The following is a 23,055-nucleotide window of genomic DNA, read 5'->3' as shown; positions in this document are numbered from 1 at the left end:
TCTTTTTGGCGGCCGGCCCCCAGCAATTCCCGGAGGAATTCCCAAGCGGCCGGTCACGCCCTGCCGATCGAATTAGAACGAGGTGCCGCCGCCGAACCGGAATTCCTGCGTACGGTCATACTTGCCCTTGGTGAGCGGCACTGCGTAGTCGAAGCGCAGCGGCCCGAACGGCGAGGCCCAGATCAAGCCGACACCGACCGACGACCGGATGACCTTGCTGTCATCGTAGACCAGGCCGGTACAGGTTCCTGGAGTGTTTGGATTGATCGTCGACGCGGTGCAGTTCGAGTTCTGGGTCGTCGTGGTTTCGCCTGTCAGCGCCCAGGTCGTCGGGCCCTTATAGTCGTACAGACCGCCGGCGTCAGCGTAGACCGCGCCCTTCAGACCAACTTCCTTCGGCAGGAACCAGAACGGCATCTGCAATTCGAGCGAAGCGCCCCAGTACTTGGTGCCGCCGAGCGCGTCCTGCGTGTCATACGGGTTGATGTCGCGCGGGCCGATGCCGTTCGGTGCGAAGCCGCGGACGAGGTTCGGGCCCATCTGGAAGTGATCCAGCATACGCAGGTCCTTACTGCCGACCTTGTTCAGAACACCGCCCTGGAGGTGGACGAGGCCGACGAGATCAGACACCAGCGACTGGTAGTACTTCGCGTCCAGGGCGGTCTTCAGGTAGGAGACGTCGCCGCCGACACCGGCGAAGTCCTGCCTGAAGTCGACGAGCAGACCGTCGGTCGGGTTCTTGTTGTTGTCGAGCGTGTTGTAGGTCAGCGTGTAGCCGAGCGCCGAGGTCAGCGTCTTGCCGTTCGCAAGCTCCTTGCGCACCGGCAGCGAAGCCTCGCCGTCGCTGTAGCAGCCGAGGCCGTTGGTCGAGGTCAGATCAATACCGTTGACGGCAGCGTAGGCCGGGCTCGGATTGAACGCGCCCGATGTCGGGATGTTGTTACAGTTCGCCAGATAGGACGGCAGCGTGATTTCCTGCCGGTAGATCGAGTAGCGCAGCTGCAGCGACAGATCTTCACGCAAGGAGAAGCCGAGACGCGGCGAGAAGCCGAGCGTCTTGGTGCCGTAGGAGATGTAGCTGTTCGACAGCTGCTGGCGCTGATAGAGGTCGAGGCCCAGCGCGATACGATAGTCGAACAGGTACGGCTCGACGAACGAGAGCGAATAGCCGCGCGCATACTGGCCGTAGGTGACCGACGCCTTGGCGAACAGGCCGCGGCCGAGCAGGTTACGCTCGGAGACCGAGACTTCGGCCAGCGCACCGTCCGTGGTGGAGTAACCGCCCGAGACCGAGAAGTCGCCGGTCGACTTCTCTTCGAGATCGACGATCAGGACCACGCGGTCGCTGGATGAACCCGGCTCCGTCGTGATCTTCACGGTCTTGAAGTAGTCGAGGTTCTTCAGGCGGCGCTCGGCGCGGTCGACCAGCGCACGGTTGTAGGCATCGCCCTCCGAGATGTCGAACTCGCGGCGGATCACGTAGTCGCGGGTGCGGGTGTTGCCGCGGATGTTGATGCGCTCGATGTAGGTGCGCGGCCCCTCGTCGATGTTGAACACAACGGCGACGGTATGCGCATCGAAATTGCGATCGCCGGCCGGACGTACCACCGCGAAGGCAAAGCCGCGGCGCGAGGCTTCGATCTGCATGTCCTCGACCGACTTCTCGACCGATTCGACGTTGTAGAGCGAACCGACATTGACGCGCGAGAAGGAGCGCAAGGTGGTTGGGTCGAAGTTCGGGATGCTGGTGCGGAAATCGACGGTGCCGACGCGATATTGCTGGCCTTCCTCGATCTTGAAGGTGACGTTGAAGCCCTTCTTCTCCGGATCGTATTCGGTGAGCGCGGCCACGACCTGGACGTCGGCGAAGCCGTTCTTCAGGTAGAAGCGGCGAATCAGGTCGCGGTCGGCCTCGACGCGATCGGGGTCGTACACGTCGCCGCTGCCGAGGAAGCTCAGCAGATTGGTCTCGCGTGTCTTGATGACGTCGCGCAGGCGGTAGGAGGAGAACGCGTTGTTGCCGACGAACTCGATCGACTTGACACCGGTCTTGGCACCTTCGTTGATCGTGAAGACGAGATCGACGCGGTTGTTCGGCTGCTCGATGATCTCCGGCGTGACGGTCACGTCATAGCGGCCGGAACGGCGATAGATTTCGGCGATCCGCAGCGTGTCCGACTGCACCATGGCGCGGGAGAAGGTGCCGCGCGCCTTGGACTGCACTTCGGCGGTGAGCTGCTCGTCCTTGATCTTCTTGTTGCCCTCGAACGCGATGCGCCCGATCACCGGGTTTTCCACAACCGAGACGATCAGCTGGCCGCCCGGGCCGCGATTGATCTTCACGTCCTGGAACAGGCCGGTCTCGATCAGGGCCTTGAGGCCGTCATCGATGGCGCCCTGATCGAGGCGCCCGCCGGGGCCAGGCTTGAAATAGGACCGAATCGTCTCCACCTCGACGCGGCGATTTCCTTCGACGGAAATCGACTGCACGGTCTGAGCGAGCGCAGACGAAGACACCAAAACAGCCCCAACCGGGGCAACCACCGGCGCGCCGAACATGATCAGGGTTGCGAGCAAGCCCCCCCGGAGTCGCAGTCCAAACTTCATGCGCAACGCGCCCTTATCAACTTACCAGACCCAACCCCAAAGCCGGTCTGGGAGATTCCCCAAGTTCTAGCCGCTTGTAGCCAATTTCCCCGACATCGCAAACGGCAGCTGACAGGGTAATTTCAATTTCATTCCAAGACGTTGCCTAACAGCAACGCCACAAAAAAGCCCCGATCAGGAAGCGGCCATCCGCAGGATGTCGTTGTAAGTCGCAAAGACCATCAGCATCAGCACCAGACCGAGCCCGATTCGGAACCCCATCTCCTGGGTCCGCTCGGACAGGGGACGGCCACGGACGATCTCGGCCGTGTAGAACAGAAGGTGACCGCCATCGAGCAGCGGAATCGGGAACAGGTTCAGAAGGCCGATCGAGACCGACAGCACCGCGCACAGATTGATCACGAACTGGAACCCGGCACTGGCCGCCTGCCCCGACATCTTGGCGATGCCGAGAACGCCGCTGACCTCGTTCGGATTGCCCTGCCCGACGAACAGCGAGCCCAGGAACTTGAAGGTGCTGGTGATGATGAACCAGACCTGCTCGACCCCGATCTTGAGCGCCTCGCCGACCCCGACCGGCGAGGTCGAAACTTCACCGGCCTGCGACTTGTGCTCGACACCGAGCACGCCGACCTTGTGACTATTGCCGAACGGATCCTTGCGCTCGAGCAGCGCCGGCGTCGCCGTCAGCGACACCACCGAACCATCCCGCTTCACCTGGAAAACCAGGGCCGAACCTGCGCTCGTCGCAACGATGCGCTGCATGTCGGCAAAGCTCTCGATCGGCTTGCCATCGATCTGCACGACGACGTCGCCGACCTTGAAGCCCGCGGCAGCCGCGGCACCGTCGGCGACGACGCCGTCCACGCGCGCGATCGTGCTTGGCTTGCCGTAATACAGCGCCATGCCTGCGAAGATCAGGGCGCCGAGGATGAAGTTGGCGATCGGTCCGGCGGCGACGATAGCGGCGCGCGGGCCGACCTTCTTGTGATGGAAGCTGCCGGCGCGCTCTTCCGCCGTCATGGCTTCCAGCGTCGCGGCCGACGGCGTCGAGGCCTCGCTCTCGTCACCGAAGAACTTCACGTAGCCACCAAGCGGGATCGCCGAGATCTTCCAGCGCGTGCCGTGGCGGTCGTTGAATCCGACCAGCTCGGGTCCGAAGCCGAGCGAGAAGGTCAGCACCCGAACGCCTGCCCATCGCGCGACCAGAAAATGGCCGAGCTCATGGAAGAACACGACGATGGTCAGGACGAACAGGAAGGGAACGACGTAGCCGAGGAGCCCATGGCTCAACGTATTGAAACTATGGGTAAAAAAGTCGATCATCGAATTCCCTCATCCAGCGCCGCAAGGCCCTGGCCCCGAACCATCTAGGATGCCTTTAAGGCAATTTGAGGCAACAGGGCGGCAGCTTTATTTCGCGCAACATGGTCAACGTTTATTGCATCATCCGCTGACGTCATGGGTCCCTGGTTCCCGCCCCGGACCCAGTCCTCCAACGTCGCCTCGACCAGGCGGGCGATGGCACCGAAGCGGATCTTGCCGGCGATGAAGGCTGCGACCGCAACCTCGTTGGCGGCGTTGAAGACAGTGGTTGCCCCCTTCCCGGTCCGGAGCGACTCGAACGCCAGGCGAAGTCCGGGGAACCGCTCGAAGTCGGGCGCCTCGAAGGTGAGCTGGCCGATCTTGGCCAGATCGAGCTTGGCCGCCGGCCCCTTGATCCGGTCGGGCCAGCCAAGGCAATGGGCGATCGGGGTGCGCATGTCGGGCGAGCCGAGCTGGGCCATCACCGAGCGGTCCGAAAACTCCACCATGCCGTGGATGATCGACTGCGGGTGCACCAGCACGTCGATCTCGTCAGGCGACAGCGCGAACAGATAGGACGCCTCGATCACCTCGAGGCCCTTGTTCATCATCGAGGCGGAATCGATCGTGATCTTCTGCCCCATGCTCCAGTTCGGATGCTTAAGGGCCTGCTCGAGCGTCGCCTGCTCGATGTCCGCGGGCTTCCAGGTCCGGAACGGGCCGCCCGATGCCGTGATGATGACGCGGACCAGCTCGTCGCGATTGCCGGAGGCCAGCGCCTGAAACAGCGCATTGTGCTCGGAATCCGCAGGCAGAATGCAGGCGCCCGCCTTCGCCGCGCGCTGCATGAAGAAATCACCGGCGCAGACCAGGCATTCCTTGTTGGCGAGCGCAACATGCGCGCCGCGATCGACCGCGGCGAGAGCCGGCTTCAGCCCGGCTGCTCCGCTGACGGCGGCCATCACCCAGTCGGCCGGACGCGCGCCGGCCTCGATCACCGCGCTTTCGCCGGCGCCGCATTCCGTGCTCGTGCCCGCGAGTGCGGCCTTCAGGTCGGCGAGCTTGGTGCTGTCTGCGATCGCGACGAAGCGCGCGGAGAATTCCCTGGCGAGTTTTGCCAGTGCTTCGACATTGCTGTTCGCCGTCAGCGCCTCGACGCGGTAGCGCTCGGGCGAAGCGCGCAGCAGATCCATCGTGCTGTCGCCGATCGAGCCGGTGGCGCCGAGGACCGTGACGCTGCGGATGTCGGTCGCAGCAAGCCTGTTGTTACGCAATGGGACTGCGCTCATATCGTCACCAAACCATAAGACCGCTTCCGGCGCTATGCACACCATGGCGGAGAAAGCCGATAATCCATGCCACCAGGATGGCGGCGACAAAGCCGTCCAGACGGTCCAATAGCCCGCCATGGCCGGGAATTAAGTGACTGGAATCCTTGACGCCGAAGCGCCTTTTCACCGCGGATTCGAACAGGTCGCCCGCCTGCGAGACCACCGACAGGACGGCGCTGACGAACAGCAATGGCACCGCCTTTCCGATGCCGAAAGCGGCGAAGCCGCCCGCAACCGCAAGGCTCGCCACAAAGCCGCCGAACGCGCCGGCCCAGGTCTTCTTCGGGCTGACGCGCGGCCAAAGCTTCGGCCCACCGATCCCGCGGCCGGCAAAGTAGCCGCCGATATCGGTCGCCCAGACCACGAGCAGCACGAACATCAGCGCGGCGAAGCCGTGCACGAGATCCTTCCGCACCAGGATCGAGGCCAGCAGCGCCGCCGCTGCATAGGCAAATCCGGTCGCGGCCCAGATGAACTTGCCGCGCGCAATCAGCGTCACGATCGCGCCGCCGATGCAGCCGACAATGACGGCAGTCTTGAGCGCGCCGGCGGCAACGCACAAGCCCATCATGGCAAGGACGATGGTCCCTGCCCCGGTCAGGGCGGTCGAGCTTGCACCCACCACCATCAGCCATTCCGTGAACAGCCCGATCGAGATCAGGGTGACGAGCAGCGCCCACAGCCAGCCGCCGGCATAGGCAAGCGCCAGCGTGATCGGCGCCAGCACCAGCGCCGCGAGAACTCGCATCACCAGATTGTTCGAAGCAGGCGTCGTGCCCGCCGGTGCGGCGTCGGGTTCGCTCACGAGGCTGATTTCGCAATCAGGCCGCCGAAACGGCGCTCGCGCCTGGCGAATTCGGCGACCGCGCTTTCCAGCGCCGCCTTGTCGAAATCCGGCCAGTGGACCGGCACGAAGACGAGCTCGCTGTAGGCGGCCTGCCACATCAGGAAGTTGGAGAGGCGCTGCTCGCCGCTGGTGCGGATGATGAGATCGGGATCGGGAATGTCGGGCGCGTCGAGATGGGCGCCGAGTGCGTCGGCGTCGATCGTGGCAGGATCGCGCGTGCCGTCGGCGACTTCGCGAGCGAGCTTCTGCGCGGCCTTCGCGATCTCCTGCCGCGAGCCGTAATTGAAGGCGACGACGAGCGTGAGGCGGGTGTTGTCGCGCGTCAATTCCTCGGCCTCGTTGAGGAGCGCGCAGATGTCGCCCTCGAGGCCGGCGCGCTCGCCGATGATGCGCACCTTGACGCCGTCGCGATGCAGGCTCGCCAGATCGTTGCGGATGAAGCGGCGGAGCAGACCGAAGAGATCGCCGATCTCGCTGGCCGGTCGCGACCAGTTTTCGGACGAGAACGAGAAGATGGTGAGATAGCGGATGCCGAGCTCGTGCGAGGCTCGCACCACACGCCGCAGCGCTTCGACGCCGCGGCGATGGCCTTCGGCCCGCGGCAGACCCCGCGCGGCCGCCCAACGCCCGTTGCCATCCATGATGATGGCGACATGCGCAGGCACATCGGACCGATCAGGTCCGTCCGTTGCGGGCGCGGCGGCGTTGGACATGGAAAAAAGGCCTTAAACGGTGAGGATTTCTTTTTCCTTGGCGGCCAGCAGCTGGTCGATCTCGGCGATGGTGCCGTCGGTGGCCTTCTGCACCTCGTCGGCGTGACGCTTCTGGTCGTCCTCCGACATCTCGTGATTCTTCTCGAGCTTCTTGAGCACATCGAGGCCGTCGCGGCGGACGTGACGCGCGGCGACCTTGGCGGCCTCGGCATATTTGTGCGCGACCTTGACGAGCTCCTTGCGGCGCTCCTCGTTGAGCTCGGGGATGCGCAGGCGCAGCACCTGGCCCTCGGTTGCCGGCGACAGTCCGAGATTGGAATCGACGATCGCCTTCTCGACGGCCTTGACCATCGACTTGTCCCAGACCTGCACCGAGATCAGGCGCGGCTCGGGCACGCTGACGGTGGCGAGCTGATTGAGGGGCATGTGACTGCCATAGGCATCGACCTGCACCGGATCAAGCATCGAGGCCGATGCACGGCCCGTCCGCAGTCCGCCAAGTTCATGCTTGAGCGATGCGACCGCGCCCTGCATGCGGCGCTTCACTTCGTTGAGGTCGAAATTACCCGTGGCCATCACGTTTCTCCTTCAATGTTCCGGCGACCTCACCGCGCCCCTGCTTCGGGGCGCCAGAACGAGCCGTCAGCCGGCGACAACAGTCCCGTGGCCGGTACCGCGCAGAATCGCGCCGATCGAACCGGGTTCCGCGATCGAAAATACGATGATAGGCAGCGACGTCTCGCGGGCAAGTGCGAAGGCGGTCGCATCCATCACCTTGTAGCCGCCCTCGATCGCCTGCGAATGCGTCAGCCGGTCGAACCGCTTGGCCGAAGGGTCCTGCTTCGGATCGGCCGAGTAGACGCCGTCGACATTGGTGGCTTTCAGCACCGCCTCGGCGCCGATCTCGGCGGCCCGCAGCACGGCCGTCGTGTCCGTGGTGAAGTACGGATTGCCGGTGCCACCACCGAGCACGATGATTCGACCCTCGGCGAGGTATTTGTGCGCCGCGGTGCGCGTGAACAGCTCGGAAATCTCGGGCATGACAAACGCCGACAGCGTCCGCGCCGCCGCGCCCTTGCGCTCGATAGTGGCTTCCAGCGCGAGGCAGTTCATCATGGTGGCAAGCATGCCCATGGTGTCGCCGGTCGTGCGCGAGACGCCGCGCGAGGAGACCTCGACGCCGCGAAAGATATTGCCGCCGCCGATCACGACCGCCACCTCGCATCCGAGCCGGCGGGCCGCTATCAGATCGTCGGCAACCCGGTCCATGGTCGGCTGATCGATGCCAAAGCCTTGCTGTCCTGCGAGATATTCGCCGGACAGCTTGATCACGACGCGACGATAGACCGGATCAGTCATGAGCACTTTCCTCGTCCGGGCGCCGCTTCCGGCGGCACGCCGGAAGGAGGTGTTCCAGCGCTTACTTCTTGCCGCTGGCCGCCGCGACCTCAGCCGCGAAGTCCGATTCCTGCTTCTCGATTCCCTCACCGAGAGCATAGCGCACGAAGCCGGCGATCTTCACGGTACCGCCGACCTTGCCTTCGGCTTCCTTCACCGCCTGCGCCACCGACTTGCCGGTATCGTGGATGAAGGCCTGCTCGAGCAGGCAGACTTCCTTGTAGTAGGTCTTCAGGCCGGACTCGACGATCTTCTCGATCACGTTCTCGGGCTTGCCCTGCTGGCGGTACTTGTCGGCGAGCACGTCCTTCTCGCGCTTGACGACGGCCGGATCGAGACCGCTGGGATCGAGCGCAAGCGGGTTGGCGGCCGCGACATGCATGGCGATCTGGCGGCCGAGGCTTGCGAGCTCGTCGGCCTTGCCGGACGATTCCAGCGCGACGATCACGCCCATCTTGCCGGCGCCATCGACGACCGCGCCGTGGACATAGCTCGACACCACGCCCTGGCTCACTTCGAGCGAAGCAGCGCGGCGCAGCGTCATGTTCTCGCCGATGGTGGCGATCGCGTCGTTGATCGCGGCTTCGACCGTGACGTCGCCGACCTTGGCGGCCTTGATCTTCTCGACATCGGCGCCGGTGTCGAACGCGACCTGGGCGATCATCTTGACGAGGCCCTGGAACTGGCCGTTACGCGCAACGAAGTCGGTTTCGGAGTTGACCTCGACCACGACGCCCTTGTTGCCCTTGGTGAGCGCGCCGATGAGGCCCTCGGCCGCGACACGGCCCGACTTCTTGGCGGCCTTGGACAGGCCCTTCTTGCGCAGCCAGTCCTGCGCGGCTTCCATGTTGCCGTCGTTCTCGGTCAGCGCGGCCTTGCAGTCCATCATGCCTGCGCCGGTCGACTCGCGCAGATCCTTGACCATCGCAGCTGTGATCGTTGCCATCGTTGAAAATCCTTCTTGCCTGCCGGTTTGCCGCGGCGTGGCTTCCAATTGCCCCGCCGCGGTCCATCTCAGGAATTCGCGTCAACTGAATGAATGGTGGCCGGATCCCGTCCGGCCAACCCATCGCCGTTTTGACTATTCCGCTTCCGCGGTCAGTGCCTTGGCCTTGGCCACCCAGGCATCCGCGCGGCTCGGCAGACCGACTTCTTCGCCGATCGTGTGCGCGGTGTCGTGGTCGAGCTCGGCGAGCTGCCAGTAGTGGAAGATGCCGAGGTCGTTGAACTTCTTCTCGATCGCGCCCGACACGCCCGGGAGCTTCTTGAGGTCGTCGGCGGTGCCGCGCGGACCGGCAAGACCCTGGAAGCCGCTCGAGGACGGGGCCGGCAGCTCTTCGGCGACCGGACGAACCGACGCGCCAATGTCGACGCCCGACTCGCCCTGAGCGCGCGAGATGCCGTCGATCGCCGCGCGCGCGATCAGGTCGCAATAGAGCGAGATCGCGCGGCCGGCGTCGTCATTGCCCGGCACCACATAGGTGATGCCCTTCGGATCGGAATTGGTGTCGACGATCGCGGCAACCGGGATGTTGAGACGCTGGGCCTCCTGGATCGCGATGTCTTCCTTGTTGGTGTCGATCACGAAGATCATGTCGGGCAGACCGCCCATGTCCTTGATGCCACCGAGCGAGCGGTCGAGCTTGTCGCGCTCCCGCTGCAGCGTGAGGCGCTCCTTCTTGGTGTAGGAATTGGCTTCGCCGCCGGCCAGCACTTCGTCGAGGTGACGCAGGCGCTTGATCGAGGCCGAGATCGTCTTCCAGTTGGTCAGCGTGCCGCCGAGCCAGCGCGAATTGACGAAATACTGCGCGCAACGCTTGGCAGCGTCGGCGACGCCGTCCTGTGCCTGGCGCTTGGTGCCGACGAACAGGATGCGGCCGCCCTTGGCAACCGTGTCGCTGACGGCCTGAAGGGCCGTGTGCAGCATCGGCACGGTCTGGGCGAGGTCGACGATGTGGATGTTGTTACGGGTGCCGAAAATGAACGGAGCCATTTTCGGATTCCAGCGGTGCGACTGGTGACCAAAGTGCACGCCAGCTTCGAGCAGCTGACGCATAGTGAAATCGGGCAGTGCCATCGTTTGAATTCTCCGGTTGGTTCCTCCGGAAGCGTGTGAGCAAAACGGAGCGATGTCGCCCCGGCTGCCACCGGACGGCCTTGTGAGCCATGCTTCCGTGTGAGATGGCGCGCTATATAGCGCCATTTCGGCCAGAAGCAAGGAAATAAGGGCCTTTCGGGGCTTTTACCGCCCGCGAAAGGCCCTTTCCGGGATTTCCGCCCTGCCCGCTAGCACTTCGGCTGGTTAGGCGGGCATCTTTTCGCCGCTGGCGGGGGCGGCGCAGGCGGTCGCGGCGGTGGGGCGACTGGTCGCGGCGGAGGCGGTGGCGCGACCGCCATTCGTGGTGGCGGCGGCGGAGCCGGCCTGGCCACCGGCGGAGGCGGCGGAGCAGGCCGCGCGGCTGCAACTGGCGGATGCGGCGGCGGAGGCGGCGGCGCGGCCACCCGCGGTGGCGGGGGCGCGACCCGCGGTGGAGGCGGCGCCACGTGCGGCGGAGGCGGAGGCGTTGGCCGCGCGAGCGCCTGCGGGTGCGGCGCTTGCGGCGGCGGCGTCCGCGTGACCTGCGCGGGCGACGGCGTTGCAGGCCGCAGCCCCTGCGGCTTGATCGGCTCCCGCGCCGCGACTGGCGGCGAAGTCGGCGACGCCGGGGACGTCGGTTTCCCGTTGGTCACGGTGGTCGTGGTCACGGCCGGGTTCGTCGCGGTCGCCGCCGGCTTGCCCGGCGGGGTCGTGGTCGGCGGCGTCACCGCCGGCTCATGCGCCAGTGATTTGGCATGCGGGTCCGGCGCGCCCGTCGGCGGTGTTTGTGCCACGGGCGGCTTGGAGGCCGGCGTGGTTGCGGCGTTGGCCGGGGCGGTCGTGGTGGCAGGCGCGGTTGCCGTATTGGGATGGCCCTGAGGCTGACCGTTGGCGGGCGCTGCGGCCGTCGGCGCCAGTTTGCCGTTGGGGCCCTGTGCCGCACCGGCCGGCGCAGCCGGCGCGTTCTGCGTCCCCGGAACAGGAAGCGCATGACCGGGCGGCGGCGATGCCGGCGGCGCCGCCCCGGTCGGCGTCCCGGTCCCTGATGGCGTCGCGTGCACCTGCATCACCTTCATCGCCGCCGGCTTTGCCGTGGGGTTGCTGACCAGCGCCTGCTGGCTCGGCGTGAGTCGCTGGGACGGATTGGCCTGGATCTGTTGCGCCTGCTGCTGCACGACCTTCGGCACCTGCGTCATCCCGCTCGGGCGGCCTGGGCCATTGGCGGCAACAGCTGCGGCCGCAGCGGCATTGCCGGCCGGCGGCGGCGCCGGCGGCTGGTTGATCACGGTGTTGATGACCGTGGTGTTATGGATGTTGTTGACGATGATGTTGTTCGGCGGCGGCGCGACATAGGCCGGCGGATTGTAGAACGCCGGGATCGGCACGAAGACCGGCTGCGGCAGCACGAACAGGCCGACCACCGGCAGCGGCGGCGGCAGCACCACGAAATCAGGCGGCGGCGGCGGGCAGAAATAGACCGGCGGGGGCGGCGGCGGCACGAAGTCGAACACGGGATCGCTGAAATACAGCACCGGACGATCGACATAGACGACCTCCTCCGGCGGCGGCGGCGGCACGTCGTAATCCATCATCGCGAAAGTCGGCGGCGGCTCGATCGGAGCGGTCAGGATCGCAAGCCTGCGCCGTGCATCGCCCGCATGCGGCCCGCGCGGATAGCGGCGCAGATACGACCAATAGGCGTCCGGCGTGTCGGCGCGGTAGGTCCGCCGCCAGGTGATCGCCTCACGGCGCGCCGCGACGATCGCCATCACGCGCCTGGCCAGGGGATCGCCGGGATAGGCGGCGAGAAAATCCTCATAGGCCGGCAGCGTGTCGCGCTCGAGCGCGGCGGCATAGGCGTCCTGCACGCCGAGTTCGCGGATCGGCTTGTTGCGGACCGCGGCGACCTGGTCGGGCGCGGCCGCCGGCGGCGCATCGGGCGCGCGCTCGAAGAAGGTGAATTGTGCGGAGATCTTGTGGTCGTCCCACGGCACCTGCGCGCCTTTCGAGGCCTCGTTGACGCGCAGGCGGACGCGGTCGAATACCTCGGGCAACGACAGGCCGCCGGTGCGGATCATCTCGGCGAGCGACTGCGCATAGATGCCGTAGGGTCCCGGCTCCTCGGGGGCCACCGTGCCTGGCGCCGCATTGAAGGCGATCAGCATGTTCGGATCCGGCTCGACCAGCGCAAGGCCGCTCGCGATCGGCTGCTGGCCCCCCTCGACGAAGGGCTGCGCGCGCGCGGCATCGAGCACGATGATGTTGGCCTTGAGCGGGACGGCGGCGAGCTGGCGGGCATAGTCGCTGATGCGCAGCGCCTCGGTCGGAATGTCGGTGTCCCGCGTGATGTTGGAATCAACAGGGATGAAATAGTTCTCGCCGGCCAGCTGCACCCCATAGCCGGACAGATAGATCATCGCGACGGTGCCGGGTCCGGAGGCCTGCGCCTTCTGGATGAAATCGCGCAGGCTCTTGCGCAGCGTGTCGCCGTCGAGATCGCGCGCGCCGACCACGTCGAAGCCCGCGGCCTGCAGCGTTTGCGCGATCAGGCCGCCGTCATTGGCGGCGGTTGCCAGCGGCGACTTGGAATAAGCGCCGTTGCCAACCACGAGCGCGATGCGCTTTTCCTGCTGCTGGGCGCACGCCGGAGCAATCACGCCTGCGACGAAGAGGATTGGTAGAAGGAAGCAGAGGAAGGCCTTGTGTGTCCCGCGCATGGCTTGCTCGCCCGTTATTGTTGTTGAGTGTCCACCACGCATGAGACGCGGGGCCGGCTGAACGGCAGTTGAACGAAAGGCTCGGATTGAGGCGGCGGCATGGCATCGGCCAGTCGCGTCAGCTCCGCGTAAGCTTCCGTCTTTGCGTCTGCCCTAGCCTTGCGCGATCAGATCCACTGTTCCCGTCGAGAGCCGGTAGATGCCCCCTGATATCTTCAGCTTGCCCTGCTCCACGGCCCCGTTGAGAATCGGCGCCGCCGCCTTCAGCTTCGCGACATTGTCGATCACGTTCTGGCGGATCGCCTTGTCGAGCGCGTCCCCGCCCTGTTGCATCGCGCTCTTCGCAGCCGGCGCAATCGCATCGACCAGAGAGGGGATATGTCCCGGCGGCGGCTTGTCGTCCTTGAGCGCCTTCAGCGTTGCATCGACCGCACCGCAGGCGTCATGGCCGAGCACGAGGATCAGCGGCGTGTTGAGCACCGCGACCGCGTATTCCATGCTGGCAACGGTCTCGGTGCCGGCGAAATTGCCGGCGACGCGGCAGACGAAGAGATCGCCGCGTCCGGTGTCGAAGGCGTATTCCGGCGCGATGCGCGAGTCCGCGCAGCTCAGCACCGCCGCGAACGGATTCTGCCCGCCCGCCAGCGCCTCGCGCTCGTGCTTGAAATCGTGGCGCCGCGTCACGCCGTCGACGTAGCGCGCATTGCCGTCCATCAGCCGCTTCAGCGCCGCGTCCGGCGATAGCAGGTTCTGCGGCTTGGGCGGTGCCTTGGTCTGCTTGGCGAAGGCGCGGCCACTGAAGGCGGTGCCAAGCGCGGCCGCCGCCAGCAGCAGCGCCGATCGCCGCGACGGCGCGAATTTGTCCCGCATGGCTCCAGAGCATTGGTCGCACATGTCCCGCTCCTCCCGGCGCAACGGACGTGCCCTTATAAATGAGCACCATCGCAATCATGATAGCGCAGATTGAGCAACGAAACTACCGCATCCACGGCGTTGCACGCCGCGGAGATATCGCGACCGGAGCTAGATCTGCTGCACGTCCACCACGCCGGCGACGGCCTTGATGGCGCCGGCGATCTGCGGCGAGACCTTGAAGCGGCCGGGCAGCTTCATCTCGACCTCGGTCTCGAGGTCGAGCATCATCACCAGCGAGACCTCGCCGTCGCCGTTTCCGCGCGGCGCAATGCCGGGACTGCCGATTTTCGGCGCGGCACCGTTTGCGCCAGCCGCCTCGGGGCCAGCCAGGCGCTTGGCGATCGAGTCGAGCGGCTTGGTGTCGCGCACGAAGATGCGCAGGCCCTTCTGCGTCTTGGCGGCGGCATCATCGAGCGGTTCGGCATGCAGCACGCGGGCGCGGACGTCCTCGCCCTGGAGCTCGGCGCCGAGTTGCAGCAGCACGGCCGCGCCCGGCTCCAGCACGTCGCGATATTGCGCAAGCCCTTCCGAGAACAGCACCGCCTCGAAATGGCCGGTGGGATCGGACAGGCCCATGATGCCCATCTTGTTGCCGGTCTTGGTGCGCCGCTCCATGCGCGACACCACGGTCGCCGCGACCTTGCCGGCGGTGGCGCCGGTCTTCACCGCGCGCGAGAACTCCGCCCAGCTCTGCACCCGCAGCCGCTTCAAGACCGTGGCGTAATCGTCGAGCGGATGGCCCGACAGGAAGAAGCCGACGGCATCGTATTCGCGGCGGAGTTTTTCGGCCGGCAGCCACGGTTCGATCTGCGGCAGCATGATGGTCGGCGCGTCCGCCGCCATGCCGAACATGTCGTTCTGACCGCTGGTCTCGGCCTGATGCGCGCGCTGGCACGCGGCCAGGATCGAGTCCGCGCCGGCGAACACGCGGGCGCGGTTCGGCTCCAGCGTGTCGAACGCGCCGGCGGCGGCGAGACTTTCGATGATGCGCTTGTTGATCGCACGCGGATTGACGCGCGCGGCGAAGTCGGCGAGCGAGGTGAACAGCCCGCGCTTGGTGCGCTCCTCGATGATCTGCTCGATCGCCTGAATGCCGACGCCCTTCAGCGCTGCGAGCGCGTAGTAGATCGTCTTCTCGCCGACCTCGAAGGTCGCGCCGGACCGGTTGATGTTCGGCGGCTCGACCTTGATGCCGAGGCGCTGCGCCTCGGAGCGGAATTCGGAAAGCTTGTCGGTGTTGTTGAGATCGAGCGTCATCGACGCTGCGATGAACTCGACCGGATAATGCGCCTTCATATAGGCGGTGTGGTAGGACACCAGCGCATAGGCGGCCGCGTGGCTCTTGTTGAAGCCGTAATCGGCGAACTTGGCGAGCAGCTCGAAGATGGTCTCGGCCTGCCCCTTCGGCACGCCGTTCTTCACCGCGCCCGCGACGAAGATGTCGCGCTGCTTGTCCATCTCGGCGCGGATCTTCTTGCCCATGGCACGGCGGAGCAGATCGGCGTCGCCGAGCGAATAGCCCGACATCACCTGCGCGATCTGCATCACCTGTTCCTGGTAGATGATGACGCCGAAGGTCTCCTTCAGGATCGGCTCGAGCACGGGATGCAGATATTCCGGCTCTTCGTCGCCGTGCTTGCGCGCGCAATAGGTCGGGATGTTCGCCATCGGGCCCGGGCGATACAGCGCGACCAGCGCGATGATGTCCTCGAAACGGTCGGGCCGCATGTCGACCAGCGCGCGCCGCATGCCCTGGCTTTCAACCTGGAACACGCCGACCACCTCGCCGCGCGCCAGCATCTGATAGCTCTCGGCATCGTCGATCGGCAGCGTGGCAAGATCGACATGGATGCCGCGCGGCTTGAGCAGCTTGCAGGCGACGTCGAGCACCGTCAGCGTCTTCAGGCCGAGGAAGTCGAACTTCACGAGGCCCGCCGGCTCGACCCATTTCATGTTGAACTGGGTCACGGGCATGTCGGATTTGGGATCGCGGTAGAGCGGCACCAGCTCGCTCAGCGGCCGATCGCCGATCACGATGCCGGCCGCGTGGGTCGAGGCGTGCCGCGTCAGGCCTTCGAGGCGCTGGGCAATATCGAAGGCACGCGCCACGATCGGATCTTCATCGCGAAACGCCTGCAGCTTCGGCTCGCTCTCGATCGCGGCCGCCAGGGTCACCGGCGCGGCCGGATTCTGCGGCACCAGCTTGGTCAGCTTGTCGACCTGGCCATAGGGCATCTGCAGCACGCGGCCGACGTCGCGCAGCACGCCGCGCGCCTGCAGCGTACCGAAGGTGATGATCTGCGCGACCTGGTCGCGGCCGTAGCGTTCCTGGACGTACTTGATCACCTCGCCGCGGCGATCCTGGCAGAAGTCGATGTCGAAGTCCGGCATCGAGACGCGCTCGGGATTGAGGAAGCGCTCGAACAGCAGGCCGAACTTGATCGGATCGAGGTCGGTGATGGTCAGCGCCCAGGCGACCAGCGAGCCGGCGCCGGAGCCACGGCCCGGCCCGACCGGAATGCCCTGGCTCTTCGCCCATTTGATGAAGTCCGACACGATCAGGAAGTAGCCCGCGTATTTCATGCGCATGATGACGTCGAGCTCGAACGCCAGTCGCTTGTTGTAGTCTTCCTCCGTGGTCCCCTGCGACAGGCCGTGCACGCGTAGGCGATTGGCAAGCCCCTCCTCCGCCTGCCGTTTCAATTCGGCCGCCTCGACCGCGGCCGCATCGGTGCTGCCGGCGGCGCCGACGGTGAAGAACGGCAGGATCGGCTTGCGCGTCAGGGGGCGGAACGAGCAGCGCTCGGCGATCTCGACGGTGGATGCCAGCGCTTCCGGAATGTCGGCGAACAGGACCGCCATCTCGGCGCGGGTCTTGAAGCGATGGTCCGGCGTGAGCTGCTCGCGCTCGGTCTCGGCGATCAGCCGGCCGCCGGCGATGCAGAGCAGCGCGTCATGCGCCTCGTAATCGTCGGTCGAGGCGAAATACGGCTCGTTGGTCGCGACCAGCGGCAGGCCTTTGCCGTAGGCGAGGTCGATCAGGGCGCTCTCGATCCGCCGCTCCTTGTCGATGTTGTGACGCTGCAGTTCGACGTAGAGGCGATCACCGAACAGGCCGGCGAGACGCTCGCACCGCGCGGCCGCAACCTCGGCCTGGCCGCTCGCCAGCGCCAGCGAGATCGGGCCATCGGGGCCGCCGGTCAGCGCGATCAGGCCTTCGGTGTCGCCGTCGAACCAGTCGAACTTGATGAACGGCGCGTGGCTATCAGGCGATTCGAGGAACGCGCGCGAGTTCAGCCGCATCAGGCTGCGATAGCCGCGCTCTTGGGCGGCCAGCAGCACCACGCGCGAGGGCGGCAGCGCGTTGCGCGCGTTGGGATCCTGGTCGCCGAAATCGATCGCGAGCTCGAGGCCGACGATCGGCTGGATGCCATAACCGGCCATCTTGTCGGAGAATTCGAGCGCACCGAACAGATTGTCGGTGTCGGTCAGCGCCAGCGCCGGCTGGTGGTCCTTCTTGGCGAGTTCGCCGAGCTTGGCGATCTTGATCGAGCCCTTGAGCAGCGAATAGGCCGAGTGAACGTGAAGGTGGACAAATCCGGCGCTCGGCATGGTCGGGTAACGGCCTCTTGCAGATGGGATGGAGCGGTCGCCGGCATCGGGATCATCATCCACTCGCCATTGGAGTACCCTTGCCGACTCGCCTCACAATGGTGGGGGCTCGCCGCGCCAGAGTCCACGCTGTAGCTGCCGCTTCGCCGCCTCATCCCGTTTTTCCCCAAGGGGGTCAGCCAGAGGACCCGCCGGCTAAAGCTGCGGAATGACCTGGGCCCAGATCGCGATCATCCCGACGAACAGCGCGATCGACGTCAGTGCAGCGGCTTCTTCCACGAAAATCCTGAACATGGCTTGCTCCATCACCAGAACGTATGAGGAACATTGTTCTCATTTCGTTCTCGGGAGTCAAGCCAACTCCGCCACCTCGCAGCGAAATGGTTAACTCGCTGAACTCACGGAATAAAAAAGCCCCGGCGCAAGGCCGGGGCTTTCGACGTCAGCTCTTTCCAGAGCGGAGTTGCTCAGTACTTGGCGATGACCGGGCCGCCGAACTTGTAGTTCAGGCGGACGAGGCCCATGTCGACGTCCTGCTTGATGCTGTCGGTCTTCAGGCCGGTGAAAGTGACGTCCTTGTCCGCCAGGAAGATGTGGTTGTACTCGACACCCACCGACCAGTTCGGCGCAAAGCCGAACTCGAGGCCGGCGCCGACCGTGCCGCCCCAGCGGGTGTCGCTGTTCGAGGCGAGCAGACCGCCGGTCGCGGTGCTGAACACTTCGTTCTTGACGCCGACGACGGCCGCACCGCCCTTGGCGTAGACGAGCACGTTGTTCCAGGCGTAACCGACCTGACCGGTGATCAGACCGAACGAGTCGATCTTGGTGCGGTTGCGCTGAGCGAGCAGTGCGCTGGTGTTGTCGCCGGTGAAGTCAGCCCAGTTGCCCTGGCCTTCGAGGCCGAACACCCACTGGCCGGACTGCACGCGATAGCCGACCTGGCCACCGACGGTACCGCCGGTCGCATCGTGCGAGCCTTCGCGACCGACGCCGGTCAGATCCCAGGTCGAATGACCCGAAGCGCCGCCGCCGTTGATACCGATGTAGAAGCCGCTCCAGTCATAGACCGTGGCGATCATCGCAGGCGCCTTGGTGTAAGGACGCGCAGCGAGGTCAGCAGCCAGCGCCGGCGCGGCCGCGGTGATCGCGACGAGGCTCACAGCAGCGAGCAACAAATTCTTGTTCATTTGAATCCCGTTCCAGTTTCGTCGTTGGGCCCCCCGGCCTTGGCGTCCTCATAACAATGATCGACGAAATTGCTGTAACCTCGACGCAACAGTTCGCGCCAAAGGGCCCGGCTTCGTTAACGAGTGTTTAGCAGCGCGTGCGCGGAAACCCTTTGAAACAAGAGTATTCAGCGCTTCCAACGTCGACACCACGCATGCATTGGGAACCCGCGTAACGAGGTCGCGCGCACGATTCTGTGAATTGGAAAAGCGACCAGCATTTTCTCTCCGCATTGCCGCCACATTCTCACGCGCGTTCGCCACATTTGCATCCGCCGCGCACAGCCGCCGGCTTGTCGCGTGTTTCAACTTTGGAGTAGCGCCGCAATGATGCGTGCGGTCTCGACCGCCCTCGCCTCGCCGCGCCAGTTCTTCGCATGCAAACAGGACACGCGCGTCCGAGCGCTGCGGGCACGCGAAGCATCCGCGTCACGGCGGTCCAACGCGCCACTGAAAGTTGTGGCAGCTGCGATCGTCATGTAACGTTGCTTCGCAACCTGCATCACCCCGGCCTCCTCGGTCCCATGTTCGCCCGCATCCTGCTCCGCGTCGTGCTCCTCCTGGCGTCGCTGACCTTCCCCGGCGCATTGCATGCAGAGCAGACCGCGGCCGAGAAAGCCGGCTTTGCCCCCAGTCTGACCATCTATCTTGCCAGGGGGGCACCCGGCGCGTGCGGGCCGGGCTGCGACCGCTGGATCGCCATCGAGGGCGAGATCGACGCAAACGCGGCGCCCCGCATTCGGCGCTTCCTCGCCGGCGTCAAGGACACGCAGCGCCCGATCTACCTGCATTCGCCCGGCGGCAATGTGGAACAGTCCTATGTCATCGGACGGCTGCTGCGCAGCCGCAACGCGGTCGCCCGCGTTGGCCAGACGATCGTATCGGCGTGTGCCGCAGGCACGCAGGTTGACGCCGCCTGCCTGAAGGCGAAGAACGCCGGCGGCGAGATCGAGGCCGAGCTCGTCACCTATCGTGCGATGTGCAACTCGGCCTGTACTTACGTGTTTCTCGGCGCGACATCGCGCGAAGTGGCGCCCGACGCCGCGCTGGCGGTGCATAATTCCAGGCTCGTCTTCGCGATTCACGGCCATCCGCCAGAGGCGCTGGTCGCGGAATTCAGGCGGCGTCAGACCGCAAGCGCCGACCACCAGCGCGCGGCCTATATCGCGGCGATGGGCATCGGCCGCGAACTTGACGATTTAATTCGCACCGTGAAGTTCGAAAACCTGCACGTGCTGACGCGCGCCGAACTCGACAGGTTCGGCATCGACACGCGTCCCGTTGCCGAGACGATGTGGCGGCTGAACAAAGCAACGCGGCCATACATCAGCAAGTTCGCAACGCTCAGGAACGAAATCGGTCCATCGTTCCGAACCATGGAATGGCGCCTCTACTGCGACAACAAAAATCGCGTGCCGCTGATGTTCGCTGCCGAGATCGACGAGACGGCGAGCGGCCAGCACACCATCATGATGACGGCCGACGCCGCGCCCACCGAGGAGGCCGGAGGACGTCCCGTGCGGTCGGGCAAGTACGAGATGTGGAGCGGTTCGCTCGATTTCGGCACGTTCAGGGCGATGATGGCGTCCCGCTCCCTGCATGTCCGGGAGACCACGCAGAAGCCGGACCAGACGGCAGACGCAGCAAAGGCAGACGTGGCAAAGGCAGACCTGGCAAAGGCAGACCTGGCAAAGGCAGACGTGGCAAAGTTCGACATCGAGACCACGGGCCTGTCGTCGGCCTGGACGCAACTTTCTGAGTCCTGCCCGCCACCGGCGACGTCAGCCCCGAGAGGCCCCTCGCCGGCAATTCCCCAACCGAAAGTCGATGCGACGCCGGCGCCGTGAGCTTGCCCTAGAGGGTCTTGCTCAGCTTGCCGCCGCGATCCTCGCGCGGAACGTCTGCTGTCCCTCGATGATCTTGTCGATCAGCGCATCCAGCGCCCAGAACCGCTCTCGGATATCGAAGTTCACCGCCCTGCTCGCGATACAGGGAAAAGTGCCGAGCCGCTGGTGATAGAGCTTTGCCAGTTTGGGATAGCCCATCGGCTCCGCCATCGCCGCGAGCGCCAGATACACCGAAAGCTCGTTCGCCAGCTGAGGATGCTTCTGGTGCTGCGTCAGCAGCCATTTGTAGAGATCGGGATGGAAGTTCGTGAACACGCCGGTGAAGCCGGGAGCGCCTGACTTCATCGCGTCGAAGGCGATCGCCGCATTGGCGTTGACGATGGTCAGTGGCGAGCCGCTGACCAGCCTGACGCGGCGCTGCACGGTCGGCAGGTCACAGGAGACGTCCTTGAGGACGGCAAAGCGGCCGCTGCCCGCACAGAAGGCCAGCTCGTCGTCGGAGAGCAGCCGGCGGAATGGCGCCGGGCATTCATAGAGGCCAAGCGTCATCTCCTTGGGCAGCCGATCGAGCAGCCAGGTCAGATTGTCGGTGAAATCAGTCCCGGTCTGATCGCCCGAGGCAAGACGGTTCGTCACCAGCACCAAGCCGTCGACACCTGTCTTCGCGATCGACGTAAGCTCCATAAGCTGGTCCTCCCTGGAGGCGCTGATATGGCCGGAGGCGATGACCGGAAGCCGGCCGGCCGCGGTCTTGGCGACGAACCGCGCCAGCGCGACGCGCTCGTCCAGCGTCAGGAACTGCATCTCGCTCGACTGGGCGACCGCGAACAGCGCGTCGGCGCCGCCTGCGATATACCATTCGATCAGCCGTTCGAGGCCGGAATAGTCGATCGTGTTCGCTTCGGTGAACGGCGTCAGCATCACGGGAATGATGCCCTTGAGGGCGATGGTCACGGGCCGGCTCCAAACAGCATCGGACTATGCCGACGAGCCTACCCCGAAACTTCGTCGTTTCGCAAAGTGGTTCGGTGGACGAGGTGCTTCTCCCCTCAGGGCATGCGCTTATGGTTAGGAGGATTGTCTGCGGACTTGCTCCGCCATATGCGACAGCCCTGCCTCAAACCGGAGGCGACACCGCCTGCAAGACATCCCTGAACACGCCGAACTGCAATTTGAAGGCTTCCGGGCTGTAGTCCTGGTAGTATCCCGCGGTCACCGCGACGACGAGATCGAGTTCCGGGACGATGCGGATCGACTGGCCGCCTCGGCCGAGTGCACCAATCCACGGGACCATACGCCCATTGAGGCGAGAGCGTCCCAACCACCACAAATATCCGTAGGATTGATAGTCATTCGCCTTGAGCTTCATGGTGGTCGACGCCTCGATCCATGCCTTGGACACGATTTGCCGATCGTTCCAGCGACCTCCCGCGAGGACGAGCCAGCCGATCTTCGCCATGTCGCGCGGACGCAGGCGCAATCCCCCACCGGCGTCGCTATCGCCTTTGAACCTGCTCCACTCGAATTCAGTGATGCCCAATGGATCGAACAGCACGCTACGCGCGAATTCATCGAGCGGACGGCCGGTGGCCTTGCGGATGATCGCCGATAGCAGCGCCAGCGCGCCGGTGTTGTAGAAGAACTCCTCACCGGCCGGTGCAGTCACGGGAAGGCCGAGGACGTAGCGACAGGCATGCTGCGCCATGCGCATGCGCACCTCGTCATTGTCGTCGCCCGTCGCCGGCGTCGCCTCCACCCATTTCAGGCCCAGCGACATGGTGAGCAGATGTGAGAGCAGGATGCGATCCTTGTCCGGGGATCGCAGGTCGGACAATTCGGGGAAGAAGCTGAAGACCGGTTCGTCGATGCTTCGAATGAGGCCCTGGTCGATCGCGATCCCGATCACCAGTGACGCGACGCTCTTCGAGCACGATTTCAGATTATGCAGCGTATCGGCGTCGAAGCTGATGTCCCTGACGCGGACGCCGAAGAAGCGACTGGGGACCTCATCGGATCCTTTGAAGTATCGCTCGAACGCCAGCCTGCCGTGACCTGCGACCAGCACGGCGTGGATGTTGGCGCCCGAGCTTTCGAGCCGATCGGCCATCCCGCACAAGGCGGCCAGGTTGATGTCGTTGTCTTCGCTGGCAGACGGAACGGACCAGCCGCCGTCACGCCTCACCGGGCCAGCACAATTGGCATGAGCGGCAGCAAACACAGGCGTCGCGGTGATCGGCGTCAGGGCTGCGCCGCCAAGCAGCGACATGAATTGCCGACGTTGCATCCGGCTCTCTCTCGTGACCCGTTTTTTCGATCGTCGTTTTTTCGATCGTCGTGTTTTCGATCGCCGTGCCGGCGCCCCGTCGCGCCACAGCCTGCCAGCACAGAATTTATGCTACGGATTGTAACATCCATCTGCCTCAACCGCAACGATGGGTTGAGACACCAGCGAGCGCAATC

Annotated in this window: 16 protein-coding genes; 1 reads left to right on the top strand and 15 read right to left on the bottom strand. The window is 65.2% G+C overall.

Annotated features, from left to right (window positions below):
• Positions 1-72: 72 nt before the first annotated feature.
• The 13 genes from bamA to ACNJX9_RS20150 form a co-directional block, all read right to left on the bottom strand.
• Complete coding sequence (gene bamA / locus ACNJX9_RS20210) at positions 73-2,607, bottom strand: outer membrane protein assembly factor BamA (RefSeq protein WP_439409996.1); 2,535 nt, start codon at positions 2,605-2,607, stop codon at positions 73-75.
• Between the two features lie 174 nt (positions 2,608-2,781).
• Positions 2,782-3,933 (bottom strand): RIP metalloprotease RseP, encoded by a 1,152-nt coding sequence (gene rseP / locus ACNJX9_RS20205; protein WP_057756067.1) that lies wholly within the window; start codon positions 3,931-3,933, stop codon positions 2,782-2,784.
• Between the two features lie 44 nt (positions 3,934-3,977).
• Positions 3,978-5,201: a 1-deoxy-D-xylulose-5-phosphate reductoisomerase gene (gene dxr, locus ACNJX9_RS20200; RefSeq protein WP_057756072.1), complete on the bottom strand. Its 1,224-nt coding sequence runs from the start codon at positions 5,199-5,201 to the stop codon at positions 3,978-3,980.
• A gap of 4 nt (positions 5,202-5,205) precedes the next feature.
• On the bottom strand, positions 5,206-6,048 hold the full coding sequence (locus ACNJX9_RS20195; protein WP_439409995.1) for a phosphatidate cytidylyltransferase: 843 nt from the start codon (positions 6,046-6,048) through the stop codon (positions 5,206-5,208).
• A complete protein-coding gene (locus tag ACNJX9_RS20190; protein ID WP_439409994.1) occupies positions 6,045-6,803 on the bottom strand; it encodes an isoprenyl transferase in 759 nt (252 codons plus the stop codon). Before ACNJX9_RS20190 ends, ACNJX9_RS20195 begins: the two co-directional genes overlap by 4 nt.
• Before the next feature lie 12 nt (positions 6,804-6,815).
• Positions 6,816-7,379, bottom strand: a complete 564-nt coding sequence (gene frr, locus ACNJX9_RS20185) for a ribosome recycling factor (RefSeq protein WP_057756077.1) — start codon at positions 7,377-7,379, stop codon at positions 6,816-6,818.
• Positions 7,380-7,445: 66 nt separating this feature from the next.
• A complete protein-coding gene (pyrH, locus tag ACNJX9_RS20180) occupies positions 7,446-8,162 on the bottom strand; it encodes a UMP kinase (protein WP_057756078.1) in 717 nt (238 codons plus the stop codon).
• Positions 8,163-8,223: 61 nt separating this feature from the next.
• Entirely contained in the window at positions 8,224-9,147 is a 924-nt protein-coding gene (gene tsf / locus ACNJX9_RS20175) for a translation elongation factor Ts (protein ID WP_439409993.1), read from the bottom strand.
• A gap of 135 nt (positions 9,148-9,282) precedes the next feature.
• Positions 9,283-10,278: a 30S ribosomal protein S2 gene (locus ACNJX9_RS20170; protein WP_057756082.1), complete on the bottom strand. Its 996-nt coding sequence runs from the start codon at positions 10,276-10,278 to the stop codon at positions 9,283-9,285.
• A gap of 209 nt (positions 10,279-10,487) precedes the next feature.
• On the bottom strand, positions 10,488-12,995 hold the full coding sequence (locus ACNJX9_RS20165) for a caspase family protein (protein WP_439409992.1): 2,508 nt from the start codon (positions 12,993-12,995) through the stop codon (positions 10,488-10,490).
• A 153-nt stretch (positions 12,996-13,148) separates the two neighbouring features.
• Entirely contained in the window at positions 13,149-13,889 is a 741-nt protein-coding gene (locus ACNJX9_RS20160; RefSeq protein ID WP_439409991.1) for a carbonic anhydrase, read from the bottom strand.
• 129 nt (positions 13,890-14,018) lie between these two features.
• A complete protein-coding gene (gene dnaE / locus ACNJX9_RS20155) occupies positions 14,019-17,522 on the bottom strand; it encodes a DNA polymerase III subunit alpha (protein WP_439409990.1) in 3,504 nt (1,167 codons plus the stop codon).
• A gap of 467 nt (positions 17,523-17,989) precedes the next feature.
• The gene (locus ACNJX9_RS20150; RefSeq protein WP_439409989.1) at positions 17,990-18,709 is read right to left on the bottom strand and encodes an outer membrane protein; all 720 of its coding nucleotides are present in this window, start codon (positions 18,707-18,709) and stop codon (positions 17,990-17,992) included.
• Between the two features lie 563 nt (positions 18,710-19,272).
• Between ACNJX9_RS20150 and ACNJX9_RS20145 the strand changes: the two genes are divergently transcribed.
• Positions 19,273-20,595, top strand: coding sequence for a hypothetical protein (locus ACNJX9_RS20145; RefSeq protein ID WP_439409988.1), 1,323 nt, complete (start codon positions 19,273-19,275; stop codon positions 20,593-20,595).
• 21 nt (positions 20,596-20,616) lie between these two features.
• On the opposite strand, the gene ACNJX9_RS20140 is transcribed toward ACNJX9_RS20145, so the two are convergent.
• Positions 20,617-21,549 (bottom strand): dihydrodipicolinate synthase family protein, encoded by a 933-nt coding sequence (locus ACNJX9_RS20140; protein WP_439409987.1) that lies wholly within the window; start codon positions 21,547-21,549, stop codon positions 20,617-20,619.
• A gap of 163 nt (positions 21,550-21,712) precedes the next feature.
• Positions 21,713-22,879, bottom strand: coding sequence for a serine hydrolase domain-containing protein (locus tag ACNJX9_RS20135; protein ID WP_439409986.1), 1,167 nt, complete (start codon positions 22,877-22,879; stop codon positions 21,713-21,715).
• Positions 22,880-23,055: the final 176 nt, after the last annotated feature.

The organism is Bradyrhizobium sp. BLXBL-03 (assembly GCF_051853015.1).
GTDB lineage: Bacteria > Pseudomonadota > Alphaproteobacteria > Rhizobiales > Xanthobacteraceae > Bradyrhizobium > Bradyrhizobium manausense.
This window is presented reverse-complemented; position numbering and strand designations above follow the sequence as displayed.

What these genes read in the sequence shown, in the direction of transcription:
- bamA (WP_439409996.1), bottom strand. Translation starts at nt 2,607, where the DNA reads ATGAAGTTTGGACTGCGACTCCGGGGGGGCTTGCTCGCAACCCTGATC.
- rseP (WP_057756067.1), bottom strand. Translation starts at nt 3,933, where the DNA reads ATGATCGACTTTTTTACCCATAGTTTCAATACGTTGAGCCATGGGCTC.
- dxr (WP_057756072.1), bottom strand. Translation starts at nt 5,201, where the DNA reads ATGAGCGCAGTCCCATTGCGTAACAACAGGCTTGCTGCGACCGACATC.
- ACNJX9_RS20190 (WP_439409994.1), bottom strand. Translation starts at nt 6,803, where the DNA reads ATGTCCAACGCCGCCGCGCCCGCAACGGACGGACCTGATCGGTCCGAT.
- frr (WP_057756077.1), bottom strand. Translation starts at nt 7,379, where the DNA reads ATGGCCACGGGTAATTTCGACCTCAACGAAGTGAAGCGCCGCATGCAG.
- pyrH (WP_057756078.1), bottom strand. Translation starts at nt 8,162, where the DNA reads ATGACTGATCCGGTCTATCGTCGCGTCGTGATCAAGCTGTCCGGCGAA.
- tsf (WP_439409993.1), bottom strand. Translation starts at nt 9,147, where the DNA reads ATGGCAACGATCACAGCTGCGATGGTCAAGGATCTGCGCGAGTCGACC.
- ACNJX9_RS20170 (WP_057756082.1), bottom strand. Translation starts at nt 10,278, where the DNA reads ATGGCACTGCCCGATTTCACTATGCGTCAGCTGCTCGAAGCTGGCGTG.
- ACNJX9_RS20165 (WP_439409992.1), bottom strand. Translation starts at nt 12,995, where the DNA reads ATGCGCGGGACACACAAGGCCTTCCTCTGCTTCCTTCTACCAATCCTC.
- ACNJX9_RS20160 (WP_439409991.1), bottom strand. Translation starts at nt 13,889, where the DNA reads ATGTGCGACCAATGCTCTGGAGCCATGCGGGACAAATTCGCGCCGTCG.
- dnaE (WP_439409990.1), bottom strand. Translation starts at nt 17,522, where the DNA reads ATGCCGAGCGCCGGATTTGTCCACCTTCACGTTCACTCGGCCTATTCG.
- ACNJX9_RS20150 (WP_439409989.1), bottom strand. Translation starts at nt 18,709, where the DNA reads ATGAACAAGAATTTGTTGCTCGCTGCTGTGAGCCTCGTCGCGATCACC.
- ACNJX9_RS20145 (WP_439409988.1), top strand. Translation starts at nt 19,273, where the DNA reads ATGTTCGCCCGCATCCTGCTCCGCGTCGTGCTCCTCCTGGCGTCGCTG.
- ACNJX9_RS20135 (WP_439409986.1), bottom strand. Translation starts at nt 22,879, where the DNA reads ATGCAACGTCGGCAATTCATGTCGCTGCTTGGCGGCGCAGCCCTGACG.